Here is a 16,992-nt window from a genome sequence, read left to right on the forward strand (position 1 = left end):
CGAAATCGGCAGCGGCGCCGTCAATCTCGCCGCCTCGGGCGAGCTTACCTTCCGGCGTGTCGCCGCGGCGCTCGGGCGTCCGGTCGTGCGGTTGGGCGTCGAACTGGCCGAGCTGCAACTGGTGCGCGGCGCCGCTTTCATGGATACCGCGCGGTTGCGCGAGCAGTGGGGATTCCGGCCCGCGTGGAATTCCGGTGAATGTGTCGAAGACTTCGCGCTCGCGGTGCGCGGCCGGGTCACCGTGGGTAAGCGGGTGGTGTCGCTGCCCTGGCGGATGGCCACCATCGGCGACCTTCCCTCGGTCGACGCGCCTTCCGAGGACGGGGTGAAACCCGAACGGGCCGGCCCGGCGGGAGATAACGGGGAATTCGACACCCCGATCGACCCGCGCTTTCCGACCTTTCTGGCCACCAATCTGTCGGAGGCGCTGCCCGGCCCGTTCTCGCCGGCGTCGGCCTCGGTGACCGTGCGGGGGCTGCGTGCCGGCGGCGTGGCCATCGCCGAGCGGCTGCGGCCCGGCGGCATCATCCAGCGCGAAATCGCCATGAGGACCGTCGCCGTGTTCGCGCACCGACTCTACGGGGCCATCACCTCCGCGCACTACATGGCCGAAACCGTACCGTTCGCCAAGCCGGCGACGATCGTCAGCAACAGTGGATTCTTCGGCCCGAGCATGGCGTCGTTGCCGATCTTCGGTGACCAGCGCCCGCGTACCGAAACCGGCCGTATCCGCAAGCAACTGAGGACCGTTCGCAACATCGGCGTGTTCGGGGTCAACCTCATCGGCCTGTCGGCCGGCTCGTCCAGGGACACCGACGAATTCGTCGCCGATGTCGATCGCCTGGAGCGCCTGGGTGACGACGTCGCCGGGCTGGACGATCGCCGGCTGCTCAGCCTGATCACGTTGGCGCGCGACGATGTGGTGCACGGCTGGGTGCTGGCGTCGGCGTCGTTCATGCTGTGCGCCGCGTTCAACGTCCTGCTGCGCGGTTTATGTGGGCGAGACACCGCCGCGCCGGCGGGGCCGGAATTGGTCAGTGCGCGGTCGGTCGAGGCAATGCAGCGGTTGGTCCTTGCCGCGCAACGCGATCCGAAAGTGACAGCGCTGCTGGCCGAACCGGGGGATCGGCTGGGCAAGCTGGCGGTCGAGGCGCCAAAGTTCCACGCCGCCGTACTGGCCGAGCTGGCGCTGATCGGGCATCGCGGCCCGGCCGAACTCGAGATGCGGTCGATCAGCTACGCCGACGATCCCGAGTTGCTGGTCCGGATGGTGACCAGAGCGATGAGCGCCCCGCCGGCGCCCCAGCCGCGGCGCCCCCGGATTCCGCTGCACGCCAAGCCGATCGCGCAGCTCGCGGCCCGACAGCTCCGCGACCGCGAAGTCCGTCGCGACAAGGTGGTACGGGCCAACTGGGTGCTCCGCAACCTGATGCGTGAGTACGGGCGCCGACTGGTCGAGGCCGGAACCCTCGATACCGCCGATGACGTGTTCTACCTGCTCGTCGACGAGCTCGATGCGCTGCCGGCCGACGTCGGGGCGCTGGTGACCCGACGCCGGGCCGAACAGCGCAGGCTGGTCGCCGTGGTCCCGCCGACGGTGTTCAGCGGGAGCTGGCAACCCACCGAGACCACGTCGGCAGCCCTCGCCAGCGGGGAGACCCTGCGCGGGGTCGGTGTGTGCGGGGGCAAGGTGCGCGGCCGGGTGCGGATCGTGCGTCCCGAGACCATCGACGACCTGCAGCCCGGCGAGATCCTCGTCGCGGAGGTCACCGACGTCGGATACACCGCGGCATTCTGCTACGCCGCGGCCGTGGTGACCGAGCTCGGCGGCCCGATGTCACACGCCGCCGTGGTGGCCCGCGAGTTCGGCTTCCCTTGTGTGGTGGACGTGCAGGGAGCCACCAAGTCGTTGCCGCCCGGGGCGCTGATCGAGGTCGACGGGGCGACAGGCGAAATCCGGCTGCTGGAACTCTGATTTCACCGGGCAACGTCTAGTTGTTGGGCCAGAAGACGGTGATTTCGCCCAACAAGTCGACGCTGGGCCCCGTCCGGGCAGTCACGCTTCAGGCGCTGGGCTCCGAAATCCGCAAAGCGGCGCGGGCGGGCAACGCAACGGTTTCCGCTCGGTATTCGACACGGCATCGATCACAAGGGCGACGTAGCGTCGCCAGCCGTCGCTGTCCGGGTCCATCGTCGGCAGCACCGCGTAGAGCATCGCGACCAGACGCGGAAGGTCATCGGCAACCAGGTCCGCGCGGACCAGTCCGGCCCGCTGGCCCCGGCAGGCCAGCTCGTAGAGGGCTTCGTTGAGTGAGTCCGAGATGTCGGCGGTCAGCGACCCGGCCCGGTGCGCGGCGGTCAGCAGGTGTCGTTCGCGGGCCCCGAGTCCGATTGCCGCTTCGATCAATTGGTGCAGGCCGCGCAGTGGGTCGGCCATGCGCCGCGCGTCTTCGATCGCCGGCGTGAGGTACTCGGCGACGCTTTGGTCCAGGGCCGCCCGGACCAGGTCGGCCTTGGCCGGGAACCTGCGGTAGAGCGTTCGTTCGCCGACTCCGGCGCGACGGGCGACGGCTTCGATGGGCGCATCCGGTCCCAACTCGCCGTAGACGGCCCGCGCGGCGCGCAGGATGCGCTCGGCGTTGCGCGCCGCGTCCGCCCGCAACGGCCGGTCTTCCACCGTTGTCATCCGCACAGCGTAACTGACGGTTGACTGCCACCTCTCCGGCTTCTACGCTCCGTAGAACTGACAGATGACTGACACTTAAAGCGGAAGCGCCGATATGTCAATGATTTCCGAGACGGATCTTCCCGTCATACCCGCCCGGCGGGATGCCGGATGCCCGCTTCATCCGCCGGCCGACTTCGTGCGCTGGCGTCAGGAACCCGGACTGCGACGGGCGATGTACCACGGGCGGCCGGCCTGGGTGGTGAGCCGCTACCACGACATCAGGGCGGCGCTGCTGGATCCGCGCCTGTCCGCGGACACCATCCCGGCCGCCATGAAACCGACAAGCACGGACAACACCCCGGTGATGTTCGCGCGGGTCGACGACCCCGAGCATCATCGATTGCGGCGCATGCTGACCGGTGATTTCACCTTCAGGCGTTGCGAAAGGATGCGGCCGCAGATCCAGGAATTGGTAGATCAGCACCTCGATGCGTTGATCGACAACGGGCCGCCCGCTGACCTGGTCCGCGACTTCGGCTTGCCGGTGCCCTCACTGGTGATCGCGTTGCTGCTGGGCGTGCCGTCCGAAGACCTGCCGTTCTTCCAGCACCACTCCACGCGTGGGCTGGAGTGGACCACGACCGACGAGCAACGGGCCGAATCCTTCGGGGCGATGTATGCCTACATCCAGGAGCTGGTCGATCGCAGGGCCGACGATCCCGGCGATGACCTGATCAGCCGCCTGGTCACCGGCTACGTCGCGACCGGGCAGCTCACCCGCGAGACCGCCGCCATGACCGGCGTCGTCATGATGCTGGCCGGCCACGAGACCAGCGCCAACATGATCTCGCTGGGAACGGTTGCGCTGCTTGAGCATCCGGACGTGTTCGCTCGGCTTGGCACGACCGACGACCATGGCGTGGTCGTCAACATCGTCGAGGAGCTCATGCGCTATCTCAGCATCGTGCACAGCCAGGTGGATCGAGTGGCGACCGAGGACTTCACCCTCGGCGGCCAGCCGATCCGCGCCGGAGACATGGTGTTGATGAATCTGCCCGCCGGCAACTGGGACGCCGACTTCGTCGACCATCCCGACGTCTTCGACGCCGACCGAAACACTCGCGGGCACTTGGGTTTCGGCTACGGCGTGCACCAATGCATCGGCCAAAACCTTGCCCGGGTGGAAATGCAGGTCGCCTTCGCCACGCTGGCGCGGCGCCTGCCCGGGCTGAAACTGGCGCTACCGGCCGACGAGCTGAAGTTCAAGGAAGCCGACATCTACGGGATGAAGGAGCTTCCGGTCACCTGGTGAGAACGCCTTGCGGCGGCGAGCATCGCCCGGACACTCAGCAGGTGAACGCCGCGCCGACGCCGTCCGGCGCGGGCCCTGGTCGTAGACAACCGTACGGCTCGATGCCCGCGGGGCTCAATCGGGCGGCCGACTGGTGGGCGTAGTTCACGCAATACAGCCCGGATTGATCGGCGCGGCAACGATAGTCACCGAATGACAGCGAATCACCGTTTGCCAGCTCCGAACCGCTGCCGTTGAGGAACGGACCGGGATCGGCGCGCGACGCACCGACTTGCAGGTTCTGGCCGTCGAAGCTCACCCAACCGCCCTGCCAGCCGCCGTAGGACGTCGGCGGCGCGGGCGGTGGATTGGTCAGGCTGACCAGGCAGAGCAGCGCGCCGCCGGTGTGTTTGGAATCGGTCACGCAGGAGGCTTTGCCGGCCGCCGCGGTGAAGGCGATGTCGTCGCCGAGTGGCGTGGTCGCACCGTCGCGAATCGCGTTGTGATAGCGACCGGGGTCCGCGGCATGGCCGGCTTCGATCCACGCGATGACGTCGGAGATCGGCGCCCCGGGAGCGGGCGCGCCGTTCGGGGCCGGCGGTTTGGCGCCCGACGAAGTGGTGGCGGCGCCCGCGGAGGTCCGACTTTGCTGCGCCTGACCGCCGACGGTGTGGGAACACCCGGCGACCAGTAACGACGCTGCCAGCAGCGCGGCGATCCGCATCCCGTCAGGCTAACCGCCACGCGCCGAAAATAAGGCGCTGCGCGCGCGTTACGCCCGTGGTGTCCGCTAACGTCGGGTTATGCACCAGCGCACTGTGCGCGCACGCACGACGATCGGGACTGTGGAAGGCTTCACCCGCGACGGCGTCCACCGTTGGCGATCCATCCCGTACGCGCGCCCACCGGTCGGGCCCCTGCGCTTGCGGGCGCCGCGGCCGGCGCAACCGTGGTCGGGTGTGCGGCACTGCCATGGCTTCGCCAACTGCGCACCCCAGCAGCGGCGGTACACCATGCTCGGGGTCGGCCGCTACCAGCCGATGGGGGAGGACTGCCTCACCCTCAACGTCGTCACCCCCGAAATCCCGGCCGAAGAGCCGCTGCCCGTCATGGTTTTCATCCACGGCGGCGGCTACATCCTGGGTAGCTCCGCCACGCCGCTGTACGACGGCGCGGCGTTGGCGCGCCGCGGCTGTGTGTACGTGTCGGTGAACTACCGACTGGGTGCGTTGGGTTGCCTGGACCTGTCGTCGCTTTCGACGCCCGACATCACCATCGACAGCAACCTGTTCCTGCGCGACCTGGTGATGGCGTTGCGCTGGGTGAAAGACAACATCTCCGCGTTCGGCGGCGACCCGGACAAAGTCACGATCTTCGGGGAAAGCGCCGGCGCGCACATCACCGCTACCCTCTTGGCGGTGCCGGCCGCCGAAGGGCTGTTCGCCCGGGCCATTGCGGAAAGCCCGGCCTCCGGGATGGTTCGGTCGCGAGAGACCGCCGCGGAATTCGCGACGCGCTTCGCCGCAATATTGGGCGCGCGGCCGCAGGACGCCGCCGAGGCACTGATGCAGGCGTCCCCGGCGCAACTGGTGGACGCCCAGCACCGGTTGATCGACCAAGGCATGGAGGACAGGCTCGGCGCGTTCCCGATCGGCCCGGTCGCCGGCGACGACGTCGTGCCCCTTGATCCCGTCGAGGCGATCCGTGGTGGCCGTGCGCACCGGGTGCCGCTCATCGTGGGCACCAACGCCGAAGAGGGCCGCCTGTTCACCCGCTTCCTCAAAATGCTGCCGACCAATCAAGCGATGATCGAAGAACTGCTGGCCGACACGGAACCCGCTGCGCGCGAACGCATCACCGCCGCCTACCCGGATTACCCCGCGCCCTCGGCATGCATCCAGCTCGGCGGTGACTTCGCGTTCGGCTCGGCGGCCTGGCAGATCGCCGAGGCCCACAGCGCACACGCGCCCACCTACCTCTACCGGTACGACTACGCGCCGCGCACGTTGCGCTGGTCGGGCCTGGGCGCCACTCATGCCACCGAGTTGCTGGCCGTCTTCGACGTCTACCGCACCCGATTCGGCGCCCTGCTGACCGCCGCGGCCGATCGCCGCGCCGCGTTGCGGGTGAGCAACCAGGTGCAACGGCGGTGGCGGGCCTTCAGCCACTCCGGTGCGCCGGGCGAGGACTGGCCCACCTACACCACCGCCGACCGTGCCGTCATGGTCTTCGACCGCAAGAGCCGCGTCGAGTTCGATCCACATCCGCACCGGCGGATTGCCTGGGATGGCTTCTCCCTGGCGCGGTGACCTGGCACGCTGACCCCATGCATGCCGACATCGCGCAAGTCATCGAACGCCCGGGAGATCTCACCGCCGAATGGCTGACCACGGCGATCGGCGCCGGACCCGTCGCCGACTTCGCCGTGGAGCGCATCGGCACCGGACAGATGAGCGAGTGCTACCGCATCCGGCTCACCTACGCCGACGGCGCGGCGGGCCCCGGCCGGCCCGCGTCCGTCGTGCTCAAGGTGGCGGCCACCGACCCGGTGAGCCGACAGACGGGGCTGGCCCTGGGCCTCTACGAACGGGAGGTTCGGTTCTACGGCGACATAGCGCCACGCCTGGGTGGGCCGATCGCGCCGTGCTACCACGCGGCCGTCGATACCTCGACGGGTGCGTTCGATCTCCTGCTGGGCGATGCCGGGCCCGCGATCGTCGGCGACGAAATCGCCGGCGCGACAGCCGAACAGGCGCACCTGTGCGTCGTCGAGCTGGGGCGGCTGCACGGCCCGCTGCTCGGCGACACGGTGCTGGCCGAAGCGCCGTGGCTGAACCGTGATTCGCCGCTCACCCAGGCGATGATCGCCCCGCTGTACGCCGGGTTCATCGACCGCTACGGAGACCAGATCGCGCCGGAACACCGCATGGTCTGCGAACGTCTGGTCGCGTCCTTCGACGGGTACCTGGCCCAAGAAGGGGCGCCGGAGCGCATCCAGGGCCTGATGCACGGTGACTACCGGTTGGACAACCTGCTGTTCGGGACAGCCGGGGCGGACCGTCCGTTGACGGTCGTCGATTGGCAGACGGTGTCCTGGGGGCCGGCCCTGACCGACCTGTCGTATTTCCTCGGCTGCGCGTTGCCCACCCCGGATCGCCGTGAGCACTACGACGCGCTACTTCGGGCTTACCACGAGGCGCTCGGGCCGACGGCGCCCCTTTCGCTCGCCGACGTCGCCGAAGGCGTGCGCCGGCAGAGCTTTTTCGGCGTGATGATGGCGATCGTGTCCTCGATGCTGGTGGAGCGGACCGAGCGCGGCGACCGGATGTTCATGACGATGCTGCAACGACACTGTGATCACGTGCTCGACACGGATGCGCTGGCGACGCTGCCCGTCGCGCAGACGCCCCAACCATTGCGGCCTTCGGAGGAGGACGAATCCGCGCACGCGCCGACCGCCGAGCCGCTGTGGAGCGAAAGCTGGTACGCCGACTTCGCCGATGTGGAACAGGGATTGGGCGGCTGGTTCCGCCTTGGCCTGATCGCCAACGAGCGGACCGCGTGGGTGCACGCGCTGCTGTGCGGCCCAGATATGGCGACCGTCGCCCTGGACGCGCGGGTGCCGCTGCCGGCGGACCCGTGGGAAATATCCACCGACTCCTTCGAACTCGGCCACGCCGCGACGGCGCCGCTGCAGTCCTACCGCATCGACCTGCGGGCGCGGGCTCAGGCCTATGCCGATCCGTCGGCGTTGTTGCGCGGGGAGGCCGGCACCCCCATCGAGATGACGATGAACCTGGTGTGGGCCACCGACGGTGTCCCCTACAAGTACCGCTTGACGACGCGCTATGAGATTCCGTGCCGGGTCTCGGGAACCGTCACTATCGGCGACACCGGCTACCGGGTCGAGTCGGTTCCCGGGCAGCGCGACCATTCCTGGGGTGTGCGCGACTGGTGGAGCATGGACTGGATCTGGAGCGCGCTGCACCTCGATGACGGCACCCACCTGCACGGGGTGAACATCCGCATTCCCGGCGCGCCGTCCTTCAGCATCGGCTACGCGCAGGGCGCCGACGGCGACGTCACCGAGCTGCAGACGGTCGACTCACGAGAGTCCTTTGGCGCCAACGGCTTACCGCTGAAGGCCACGCTGACCCTGGAGCCGGGCGACATCACCGCGGACATCGATGTTTGCGGGCACGCGCCGGTGCGCCTGACCGCGGCCGACGGGCGGGTCAGCCAGTTCCCGCGGGCCTGGGCCACCGTCAACACCCTCGACGGTCGCCGCGGGGTCGGCTGGGTGGAGTGGAACCGCAACCTCCCCGCAGAAACCGAGTGAGCGGACCGGCGCCCGTCGTGGTGATGGGCGTCTCGGGATCGGGCAAGTCGACCGTGGGAACCGCGCTCGCGCAACGCTTGCGGGTTCCCTTCGTCGACGCAGACACGCTGCACCCGCGGGCCAATATCGCCAAGATGGCGGCCGGTGAGCCGCTCGACGACGACGACCGCTTTCCCTGGCTGGATCGCGTCGGCGAGTGGTTGGCCGCGCACCGCGGCGGCGGGGTGGCGAGTTGTTCGGCGCTCAAGCGCAAGTACCGCGACCAGTTGCGCGGGCACTGCCCGCAGGTCGAATTCCTTCACCTCGCCGGTTCGCCGGCGCTCATCAGCGGCCGACTGGCCGCCCGGACGGGTCACTTCATGCCGGCCACCCTGTTGCGCTCGCAATTCGACGCGCTGGAACCGCTCGCCGCGGAGGAGTGCGGCACGACCGTCGACGCCGGCCGAGACGTCGACGCGATCGTCGACGCGTTCCTGACGGGGCGGACGCCCTAGCCGACGGCCGATTCGCTCACGAGGAAAGCTTGCGGCGACCCGTCTTGACCTGCTCACCGAGCCGCTCGCGGGCGGTGTCCGCCAGGTAGCCACCGCGAGCGCGGGCGGTGTCGGCCAGGTAGCTGCCACGCGCGCGGGCGGTGTCGGCGAGATCCTCGCCCCGATCCAGCGCCGTGCTCGCCAGTTCCTCCCCGCGCTTGCGCGCCTTCTTGGCCAGCTTCTCACTGCGCTTGCGGGCCTTCTTGGCCAGCGGCGCGGCCCAGTCGGCGGCGTCATCGGCGAACTCTTCCCCGCGCTTCTGCGCCTTCTTCACCAGCGGCGCGGCACGCTCGGCGGCCTCTTCGGCGAGTTCTTCGCCGCGCTTGCGGGCCTTCTTGGCCAGCGGCTTGCCGCGCTCGGCGGCCGTGCTGGCGAATTCGCGCCCGCGCTCGAGCGCGGCCTCGGCGTAGGGCGCGCCCCGTTCGGCGGCTGTGCTGGCCAGTTCGCGGCCACGTTCGGCGCCGACCTGCAGGCCGTGCACGATCTTCTCGCCCAACTCCGCAAAGTCGGTATCGAACGCGGAGTCATCTGACCCCGGTAGCGCCGACGACACTCGCTCCGAGAGCCGCTCGGCCGCCCGGCGCCCCCGCCACCCGAGCGACGGCTTGCCCGCCGTATCGGCGGACGCGATCAACAACCCGCCGACCAGGCTGAGGTCGGTGAGGAACTGCTGGCGCTTCTGGGCTTTGGCCTGCGGATCGCTCTCGTTCCAGAACGAGTGCGCACCGAGGTTGGCGGGCAGCACCGTGACCGCGAGCGCGGCCGAGGCGACGCGGGGCAGCTTGCCGGTGGCAAGCAGCAGGCCTCCGCCGATCTGGACGGCCGCGGTGATTTGCGCGAACGTCTCGGGGTCGCTCGGGATGTTGCCGCTCACCGAATCCGGCAGCGCCTGCAAACCATCCACCGCGGGCGCGGCGGCCGCCGCGGCCGATTTGGGATTGAGCAGGGAATTGACTCCTTGGCCGATGAACGCCACTGACAGCAACGGGCGCGCGATTCTCCGGATCACCATGGCCGGTGGATTACCCGACTGGTTCGCGGACAAACCGCCCCGCCCATCCGCGCAGCTGAAGCGCCATGCCGGGCCACACCGATAGGGTGAGACCCGTGAGGGCGTTGATCATCGTCGACGTGCAAAACGATTTCTGCGAGGGTGGTTCGCTTCCGGTGGCCGGCGGCGCCGCCGTCGCGCCCGCCATCAACGCCTATCTGGCCGGCGAGCCGGGCTATCAGCACGTGGTAGCAACCCAGGACTTCCACATCCAGCCGGGCGACCATTTCTCCGACCGGCCGGATTACTCGTCGTCGTGGCCCCCGCACTGCATCGCGGGAAGCTCAGGCGCGGAGCTTCGGCCCGACCTGGACACCAGCCGGATCGAGGCGGTGTTCCGCAAGGGCGCCTATGCCCCGGGCTACAGCGGCTTCGAGGGCGTCGAACAGAACCAGACCCCACTACTGGACTGGCTGCGGCAACGCGGGGTCGACGCCGTCGACGTGGTCGGCATCGCCACCGACCAGTGCGTCCGTCGGACCGCGGAGGATGCCGCGCGGGCAGGCCTGTCCACCCGGGTGCTGGTGGACCTGACGGCGGCCGTCTCGCCGGAGTCGGCCGCCGAGGCACTGAAGGAAATGCGGTCCGCGGGCGTCGAGCTGGTTGGGGGACCGTGATGGGAGCGACACCGGCGCGGGAGGCGCTGCTGGCCGCCGTCGAGCGATCGCCGCGCGCGGCCGCCGCGCACGACCGCGCCGGGTGGGTGGCCCTGTTCACCGACGAGGCCCGGGTAGAGGACCCGGTCGGGTCGCGGCCGCACATCGGGCACGAACAGATCGGCCGCTTCTATGACACCTTCATCGCCCCGCGTGAGATCACCTTTCACCGCGACCTCGATATCGTTTTCGGGACCGTGGTGCTGCGTGATCTCGAGCTCGAAGTGGCGATGGGCCCGCGGGTTACCATGTACATTCCCGCGTTCTTGCGCTATGACCTGCGAGACCTCAACGGGCAGTGGCGGATTGAGAATCTGCAGGCCTACTGGGAACTGCCCGCGATGATGCTGCAATTCCTGTCAAGCGGTCCGCGCGCGGTATCGCCGGCCCTGCAACTGTCACGCGGCCTGCTGGGCAATCAGCGGCTGCGGGGCATGGCCGGCTTCCTCACGGGGTTCCGGCGGGTGGGCGCGGGGCGCAAGAAACTCGCGGACGCGTTCTTGCGCGCCGCCGCGCGGCGCGATCACAACGCAGCGGCGCGGGCCCTCTCGGCAAGCGCGACAATAACTCTCGGCGACCACGAGGCTCTCGATCTGGCCGAGCTCGCCGTTCAACTGGACGGCGCCACTCCGACGAAGACGATCGGCGCGGGCCCCACGGTGACGATCTCGGTCAACTGCGGCCATGGGCGTGGCATCCTGTTCGCCGACATGGGATGGCGGGGCGGCACCATCGACCGGATCCGGTATTTTCCCGGCTGACCCGGTCAACGCGACACCAGCAGCGCCAGTGAGGCCATCGACATGCACAGGTATGCCCCGGGAAACGCGATGTTGTACAGCACGTGGGCCCGCAGGTGCGCCACGACGGCGCCGACGAAGAACAGCACCAGGCCGGTGGCGGCCGCGATTCCCAAGGCGCGCAACCCCATCAGACCCACGACCAGCCCGATCGCGCCGGCCAACTTGACCGCGCCCAGCGCCGGCAACCACGAACGCGGCACGCCCACTTCAGCCGAGTTCGCCAGGACGAATCCCGCGGGGATGAGATCGGCCACGGCGATTCCGGCGGTGATGGCGGCGGTCACCAGCGTGATCACCACGTACGCGGTGTTCATCTGTGCCAAACCCCCGCGGGGCAGCTGGTTTTGCAATGGCGATCCGGATGGTCGCCGCGCGCTTGGTGGCGCACAATCGACAAGGTCATGATGCTGGTCTCCTTTGCAACAGAGAGCTCGACGGACGCGGTCATTCTCTTGACGGCTCCTGTGCGGAAAAGGTGACCCATGGGCGCCCCGGAAAATCTGGCCGATCTCGCGCAGCGTTTCGACGCCGACCGGCGACACCTGAGGTCCGTCGCGTTCCAGCTGCTGGGCTCGGTGGCCGACGCCGACGACGCGGTTCAGTCGGCGTGGCTCAAGGCCAGCTGCGCCGATTTCGGCGCGGTCGACAACCTCACCGGCTGGTTTACCACGATCACCGCGCGCGAGGCCGTCGACCAGCTCCGGGTGCGCAAGAGACGGGCCGAACAACCGCTCGCCACCACCGACGAGCTGGACCGGCTGACCGCAACCACATCTGCGCCCGCGGACGAGGACGCGTTGTTGACCGAGTCGGTGAGCGACGCGCTGCTCGTGGTCCTCGACCGGCTCTCACCGGCGCAGCGCGTCGCGTTCGTGCTGCATGACCTGTTCGCGGTGCCCTTCGAAGAGGTCGCCACCGCGTTGAACCGGTCGCCGGACGCCGCGAAGAAGCTGGCAAGCCGGGCGCGGGGGCGGCTGCAGGCGGAGCCGGATGGCCCGCCCGCGCACGCGGCCAAGCACCTCGAGATCGTCGAAGCGTTTCTCGCGGCGTCCCGCGGCGGTGACATCGCCGCCCTGCTCCAGCTGCTGGCGCCGGACGTGGTCCGCACGGTGGATCGCGCGCTGGTTCCTGACGACGTGCCGACCGAGGTGCGCGGCGCCACACGGGTCGCGGAGGAGACCCGCCGATTCGCTCAGCGTGCGCGCGCCGGTGTTGTCATGCTCATCGACGGGGCGCCCGGCGTCGTGATCGCCCCACACGGGCGGGCGCAGGCGCTGTTGCTGATCGATGTCGGGCCCGACGACCGCATCCGCGCGATCGACATCATCGGGGATCGCGACCGCATCGGCCGGGCCGTTCTGGCTTTGCCGAGCCGGCCGATCCGGCAACACCACAGCCGCATCGGGTACCAAGGAGATCAGACACCACCGGCCGGGCGGCCGGCAACGGGGCGAGAACGGGAGCACCATGCTCGATAAGCCGTTCGGGCGGCGCGGCCTGCTGCGCGGCGCCGGCGCGCTCACCGCGGCATCGCTGGCGCCGTGGGCCGCCGGCTGCGCTCCCGAAGAAGACTCGTTGACGTTCTTCTTCGCGGCCAACCCCGACGAACGTGATGCCAGGCTCCGCATCGTGAACGAGTTCGAGCGCCGCCACCCGGACATCAAGGTTCGCCCCGTGCTTTCGGCCCCGGGCGTGATGCAGCAGCTGTCGACGTTCTGCGCCGGCGGCAAGTGCCCGGATGTCTTGATGGCCTGGGATCTCACGTACGCCGAGCTGGCCGCCCGGGGCGTGCTGTTGGACCTCAACACCATGCTGTCGGGCGATCGGGCCTTCGCGGCCGAACTGAAGTCGGACGGCGTCGCGACGCTGTACGACAGCTTCGCCTTCAACGGCGGCCAATACGCGCTCCCGGAGCAATGGTCCGGGAACTACCTGTTCTACAACAAGCGATTGTTCGCCGAGGCCGGGGTGCCGCCGCCGCCCAGAACGTGGCAGCAGCCGTGGAGCTTCGCCGAATTCTTGAACACCGCCACCGCGCTCACCAAGCGCGACCGCTCCGGTCGGGTGACCCAGTGGGGTTTCGTGAACATGTGGTTCTCGTACTATTCGGCCGGGCTGTTCGCCATGAACAACGGCGTGCCGTGGTCCACCCCGCTGAAGAACCCGACCCACTTCAACTTCGGCGACGACGCGTTCATCGAGGCGGTGCAGTTCTACGCCGACCTGGCCAACAAGCACAGGGTCGCGCCCAATGCCTCCGAGGTGCAATCGATGTCCACGCCCGACCTGTTCGCGGCCGGCCGGGCGGCGATGGCGATGGGCGGCCACTGGCGGTACCAGACCTTCATCCGGGCCGACGGCCTGGATTTCGACGTCACACCGTTGCCGGTGGGTCCGCGCCGGCAGGGCCAGCCCGCCCACTCCGACATTGGTTCCACCGGGCTGGCCATCTCCGCGTCCAGCCGGCGCAAGGAGCAGGCATGGGAATTCGTGAAATTCGCGACCGGTCCCGTCGGGCAGGCGCTGATCGGTGAATCCAGCCTTTTCGTGCCGGTGCTGCAATCCGCGCTCAATTCGCCCGGTTTCGCCAAGGCCCACCGGAACGTTGGCAACCTCGCCGTGCTCACGCAAGGGCCGGCGTATTCCGAAGGGCTTCCGGTCACCCCGGCATGGGAGAAGATCGTCGCCTTGATGGACCGCAGCTTCGGGCCGGTGCTGCGTGGCTCGCGGCCCGCGACATCCCTGACCGGCCTGTCGCCCGCCATCGACGAGGTGCTGCGCACCCCATGACCTCCCTCGACACCAGCCAGGCCCCCAGCCGCATCACCCGCAAGCCCGTCAACGGCGCGGGCCCTTGGCGACGGCGCGCCCGGGCCGGCCGCCTCTTCGTGGCGCCGAACCTGGCCGCCGTCGCGGTGTTCATGCTGTTTCCGCTCGGGTTCTCGCTGTACATGAGCTTCCAGCGGTGGGACGTCTTCAGGCCGCCGAAGTTCGTGGGGCTCAAGAACTTCCACGACCTGTTCACCTCGGATCCGCTCTTTGCGATCGCCATCCGCAACACCGTCATCTTCACCCTCGGAACGGTCGTGCCGACCATCGTCGTCAGCCTCGTCGTGGCCGGCGTGCTGAACCGAAAAGTCAGGGGAATCGGCATATTCCGCACCATCGTCTTTCTGCCCCTGGCGATCTCGTCGGTGGTCATGGCGGTGGTGTGGCAGTTCGTGTTCAACACCGACAACGGGTTGCTCAACATCATGCTGGGCTGGGTCGGCATCGGCCCGGTCCCGTGGCTCGTCGATCCCCGGTGGGCGATGGCCTCGCTGTGCATCGTCAGTGTGTGGCGCAGCGTGCCGTTCGCCACCGTCATCCTGCTCGCGGCGATGCAGGGCGTTCCCGAGACCGTCTACGAGGCGGCCCGAATCGACGGGGCGGGCGAGATCCGGCAGTTCGTGTCCATCACGGTCCCGCTGATCCGCGGGTCGATATCATTTGTGGGCGTCATCTCGATCATCCACGCGTTCCAGGCGTTTGACATGGTCTACGTCCTCAACGGTGCCAACGGCGGCCCCGAAACCGCCACCTATGTCCTGGGCATCATGCTGTTTCAGCACGCGTTCTCCTTCCTGGAATTCGGGTACGCGTCCGCGCTGGCATGGGTGATGTTCGCCATCTTGCTGGTGTTGACCGTGGTGCAGCTGCGGATCACCCGGCAACGGTCCTGGGAGACGTCTCGTGGCCTCAGCTGAACGGTTGTTCACCCGCCATGTCGTTCGTGGTGTGCTCGTCTACACCGCGCTCGTCGGGATCGCGTGGTGCTGGTTGTTCCCGATCGCCTGGGCGGTGTCCGGCTCGTTGAAGAGGGAAGGCGAGATCACCGAGCCGAGGCTGTTTCCGGCGCACCCGCGGTGGTCCAACTACGCCGAGGTGTTCTCATTGATGCCGTTCGCGCGAATGTTTTTCAACACCGTGCTGTACGCCGGCTGCGTGACCGCCGGGCAGGTGTTCTTCTGCTCTCTGGCCGGATACGCGTTCGCCCGGCTGCAATTTCGCGGCCGCGACACGCTGTTCGTGCTGTACCTGGGCACCCTGATGGTGCCGCTGACCGTGACCGTGATCCCGCAGTTCATCCTGATGCGGACCGTCGGGTGGGTCGACACCCCCTGGTCGATGATCGTGCCGGGCTTGTTCGGCAGCGCATTCGGCACTTACCTGATGCGCCAGTTCTTTCGGACGCTTCCGACCGACCTGGAGGAGGCGGCGATCCTCGACGGCTGTTCGCCGTGGCAGATCTACTGGCGAATCCTGCTGCCCCACGCCCGACCCGCCGTGATGGTGCTGGCGGTGCTCACCTGGGTCAACGTCTGGAACGACTTCCTGTGGCCGCTGCTGATGCTCCAGCGCAACAGCCTGGCCACCCTGACGCTGGGCCTGGTACGGCTGCGGGGCGAGTATGTCGCGCGCTGGCCGATCATCATGGCGACCTCGATGGTGATCATGCTGCCGTTGGTCATCATCTATGCGGTCGCGCAGCGCTCGTTCGTGCGGGGTATCGCCGTCACGGGACTCAACGGTTAAGCCCATGGCCTCGGTAACTTTTGAGCAGGCGACCCGCCGCTACGCCGGAGCTGATCGCCCGGCCCTGGACAGCCTCGATCTGGAGGTCGGCGACGGCGAGTTCGTCGTTCTGGTCGGTCCCTCGGGGTGCGGCAAGACCACCTCGCTGCGAATGGTCGCGGGGCTCGAGACGCTGGATTCGGGGCGCATCCGGATCGGGGACCGCGACGTCACCACCGTCGACCCCAAGGACCGCGACGTCGCGATGGTGTTCCAGAACTATGCGCTCTACCCACACATGACGGTCGCGCAGAACATGGGCTTCGCCCTGAAGATCGCCAAGACACCGAAGGCCGAGATCCGGGAGCGTGTCCTAGACGCGGCGAAACTGCTTGACCTGCAGCCATATCTGGACCGCAAGCCCAAGGACCTCTCCGGCGGGCAACGCCAGCGGGTGGCGATGGGACGCGCGATCGTGCGCCGCCCGCAGGTCTTCCTGATGGACGAACCGCTGTCAAACCTCGATGCCAAACTGCGCGTGCAAACCCGCAACCAGATCGCGGCCCTGCAACGGCGGCTCGGCACCACCACCGTCTACGTCACCCACGATCAGGTCGAGGCGATGACCATGGGCGACCGGGTCGCGGTCCTGCGCGACGGCGTGCTGCAACAGTTCGCCGCGCCGCGCGAGCTGTACCGCAACCCGGTCAACGTCTTCGTCGCGGGTTTCATCGGGTCGCCGGCGATGAACCTGTTCACCCTGCCGATCGTCGATTCCGCGGTGTCGCTGGGGGATTGGCCCATCCCGCTGCCCGGGCAGCTCGTCGCCACCGCGAGCGAGGTGGTCGTCGGCGTCCGCCCCGAGCATTTCGAACTGGGCGGCCAGGGTGTCGAGATGGAGGTCGATGTGGTCGAGGAGCTCGGGGCGGACGCCTACCTCTACGGCCGAATCACGGGCTCCGGCAAGGTCATCGATCAGCCCGTCGTCGCGCGTGCCGACGGGCGTCGGCCCCCGGAGAAGGGCAGCCGGGTGCGCCTGCACCCGGAACCGGGGCACCTGCACTTCTTCGGTGTGGACGGCCGGCGAATTTGTTGAG

General features: G+C 68.6%; 16 protein-coding genes. 12 read left to right on the plus strand and 4 right to left on the minus strand.

Translation table 11 applies throughout. The features are described 5' to 3' along the window. Positions 1-1,975 (plus strand): PEP-utilizing enzyme (locus A9X04_RS00470; RefSeq protein WP_067916704.1); only part of this gene is annotated, 1,975 nt, incomplete at its 5' end. Between the two features lie 81 nt (positions 1,976-2,056). Here A9X04_RS00470 and A9X04_RS00475 read toward each other — a convergent pair. Continuing rightward, positions 2,057-2,686, minus strand: coding sequence for a TetR/AcrR family transcriptional regulator (locus A9X04_RS00475; protein WP_067916706.1), 630 nt, complete (start codon positions 2,684-2,686; stop codon positions 2,057-2,059). Between the two features lie 94 nt (positions 2,687-2,780). On the opposite strand from A9X04_RS00475, the gene A9X04_RS00480 reads away from it, so the two are divergent. Then, positions 2,781-3,980 carry a cytochrome P450 gene (locus tag A9X04_RS00480; RefSeq protein WP_067916709.1) on the plus strand — a complete coding sequence of 400 codons (1,200 nt, stop codon included), beginning with the start codon at positions 2,781-2,783 and terminating at the stop codon, positions 3,978-3,980. Positions 3,981-4,014: 34 nt separating this feature from the next. Here the strand turns inward: A9X04_RS00480 and A9X04_RS00485 are convergent, their stop codons facing one another. Further along, the gene (locus A9X04_RS00485) at positions 4,015-4,683 is read right to left on the minus strand and encodes a hypothetical protein (RefSeq protein ID WP_067916711.1); all 669 of its coding nucleotides are present in this window, start codon (positions 4,681-4,683) and stop codon (positions 4,015-4,017) included. 79 nt (positions 4,684-4,762) lie between these two features. On the opposite strand from A9X04_RS00485, the gene A9X04_RS00490 reads away from it, so the two are divergent. The 3 genes from A9X04_RS00490 to A9X04_RS00500 are packed head-to-tail and all read left to right on the plus strand — an operon-like array spanning position 4,763 to position 8,792. Continuing rightward, the gene (locus A9X04_RS00490) at positions 4,763-6,268 is read left to right on the plus strand and encodes a carboxylesterase/lipase family protein (protein ID WP_067916713.1); all 1,506 of its coding nucleotides are present in this window, start codon (positions 4,763-4,765) and stop codon (positions 6,266-6,268) included. A 17-nt stretch (positions 6,269-6,285) separates the two neighbouring features. Further along, a complete protein-coding gene (locus A9X04_RS00495) occupies positions 6,286-8,298 on the plus strand; it encodes a phosphotransferase (protein WP_067916760.1) in 2,013 nt (670 codons plus the stop codon). Beyond that, on the plus strand, positions 8,295-8,792 hold the full coding sequence (locus A9X04_RS00500) for a gluconokinase (protein ID WP_067916715.1): 498 nt from the start codon (positions 8,295-8,297) through the stop codon (positions 8,790-8,792). The genes A9X04_RS00495 and A9X04_RS00500 overlap by 4 nt, the downstream gene beginning before the upstream one ends. Before the next feature lie 16 nt (positions 8,793-8,808). Here A9X04_RS00500 and A9X04_RS00505 read toward each other — a convergent pair whose 3' ends face one another. Then, on the minus strand, positions 8,809-9,843 hold the full coding sequence (locus A9X04_RS00505; protein ID WP_067916718.1) for a DoxX family protein: 1,035 nt from the start codon (positions 9,841-9,843) through the stop codon (positions 8,809-8,811). Between the two features lie 95 nt (positions 9,844-9,938). On the opposite strand from A9X04_RS00505, the gene pncA reads away from it, so the two are divergent. Together pncA and A9X04_RS00515 are read left to right on the plus strand one after the other, a co-directional pair. Further along, positions 9,939-10,499: a pyrazinamidase PncA gene (gene pncA / locus A9X04_RS00510; RefSeq protein WP_156751842.1), complete on the plus strand. Its 561-nt coding sequence runs from the start codon at positions 9,939-9,941 to the stop codon at positions 10,497-10,499. Continuing rightward, positions 10,499-11,299: a ketosteroid isomerase family protein gene (locus A9X04_RS00515; protein WP_067916721.1), complete on the plus strand. Its 801-nt coding sequence runs from the start codon at positions 10,499-10,501 to the stop codon at positions 11,297-11,299. The genes pncA and A9X04_RS00515 overlap by 1 nt, the downstream gene beginning before the upstream one ends. 5 nt (positions 11,300-11,304) lie before the next feature. Here the strand turns inward: A9X04_RS00515 and A9X04_RS00520 are convergent, their stop codons facing one another. Next, a complete protein-coding gene (locus A9X04_RS00520) occupies positions 11,305-11,655 on the minus strand; it encodes a DoxX family protein (RefSeq protein WP_067916723.1) in 351 nt (116 codons plus the stop codon). A 168-nt stretch (positions 11,656-11,823) separates the two neighbouring features. Between A9X04_RS00520 and A9X04_RS00525 the strand changes: the two genes are divergently transcribed. From A9X04_RS00525 to A9X04_RS00545, 5 genes are read left to right on the plus strand one after another with little or no spacing between them, the layout of a single operon-like run. Beyond that, positions 11,824-12,819: a sigma-70 family RNA polymerase sigma factor gene (locus A9X04_RS00525; protein ID WP_067916725.1), complete on the plus strand. Its 996-nt coding sequence runs from the start codon at positions 11,824-11,826 to the stop codon at positions 12,817-12,819. After that, positions 12,809-14,131 carry a sugar ABC transporter substrate-binding protein gene (locus A9X04_RS00530; RefSeq protein ID WP_067916728.1) on the plus strand — a complete coding sequence of 441 codons (1,323 nt, stop codon included), beginning with the start codon at positions 12,809-12,811 and terminating at the stop codon, positions 14,129-14,131. The genes A9X04_RS00525 and A9X04_RS00530 overlap by 11 nt, the downstream gene beginning before the upstream one ends. Further along, complete coding sequence (locus tag A9X04_RS00535; RefSeq protein ID WP_067916730.1) at positions 14,128-15,087, plus strand: carbohydrate ABC transporter permease; 960 nt, start codon at positions 14,128-14,130, stop codon at positions 15,085-15,087. Before A9X04_RS00530 ends, A9X04_RS00535 begins: the two co-directional genes overlap by 4 nt. Beyond that, positions 15,074-15,916 (plus strand): carbohydrate ABC transporter permease, encoded by an 843-nt coding sequence (locus tag A9X04_RS00540; RefSeq protein ID WP_067916731.1) that lies wholly within the window; start codon positions 15,074-15,076, stop codon positions 15,914-15,916. The genes A9X04_RS00535 and A9X04_RS00540 overlap by 14 nt, the downstream gene beginning before the upstream one ends. Before the next feature lie 4 nt (positions 15,917-15,920). After that, on the plus strand, positions 15,921-16,991 hold the full coding sequence (locus A9X04_RS00545; RefSeq protein WP_067916733.1) for an ABC transporter ATP-binding protein: 1,071 nt from the start codon (positions 15,921-15,923) through the stop codon (positions 16,989-16,991). Position 16,992 lies beyond the last annotated feature (1 nt).

This window comes from Mycobacterium sp. E3247 (assembly GCF_001667785.1).
In the GTDB taxonomy this organism is placed as follows: Bacteria; Actinomycetota; Actinomycetes; order Mycobacteriales; family Mycobacteriaceae; genus Mycobacterium.

What these genes read in the sequence shown, in the direction of transcription:
- A9X04_RS00475 (WP_067916706.1), bottom strand. Translation starts at nt 2,686, where the DNA reads ATGACAACGGTGGAAGACCGGCCGTTGCGGGCGGACGCGGCGCGCAAC.
- A9X04_RS00480 (WP_067916709.1), top strand. Translation starts at nt 2,781, where the DNA reads ATGTCAATGATTTCCGAGACGGATCTTCCCGTCATACCCGCCCGGCGG.
- A9X04_RS00485 (WP_067916711.1), bottom strand. Translation starts at nt 4,683, where the DNA reads ATGCGGATCGCCGCGCTGCTGGCAGCGTCGTTACTGGTCGCCGGGTGT.
- A9X04_RS00490 (WP_067916713.1), top strand. Translation starts at nt 4,763, where the DNA reads ATGCACCAGCGCACTGTGCGCGCACGCACGACGATCGGGACTGTGGAA.
- A9X04_RS00495 (WP_067916760.1), top strand. Translation starts at nt 6,286, where the DNA reads ATGCATGCCGACATCGCGCAAGTCATCGAACGCCCGGGAGATCTCACC.
- A9X04_RS00505 (WP_067916718.1), bottom strand. Translation starts at nt 9,843, where the DNA reads ATGGTGATCCGGAGAATCGCGCGCCCGTTGCTGTCAGTGGCGTTCATC.
- A9X04_RS00515 (WP_067916721.1), top strand. Translation starts at nt 10,499, where the DNA reads ATGGGAGCGACACCGGCGCGGGAGGCGCTGCTGGCCGCCGTCGAGCGA.
- A9X04_RS00520 (WP_067916723.1), bottom strand. Translation starts at nt 11,655, where the DNA reads ATGAACACCGCGTACGTGGTGATCACGCTGGTGACCGCCGCCATCACC.
- A9X04_RS00525 (WP_067916725.1), top strand. Translation starts at nt 11,824, where the DNA reads ATGGGCGCCCCGGAAAATCTGGCCGATCTCGCGCAGCGTTTCGACGCC.
- A9X04_RS00530 (WP_067916728.1), top strand. Translation starts at nt 12,809, where the DNA reads ATGCTCGATAAGCCGTTCGGGCGGCGCGGCCTGCTGCGCGGCGCCGGC.
- A9X04_RS00535 (WP_067916730.1), top strand. Translation starts at nt 14,128, where the DNA reads ATGACCTCCCTCGACACCAGCCAGGCCCCCAGCCGCATCACCCGCAAG.
- A9X04_RS00545 (WP_067916733.1), top strand. Translation starts at nt 15,921, where the DNA reads ATGGCCTCGGTAACTTTTGAGCAGGCGACCCGCCGCTACGCCGGAGCT.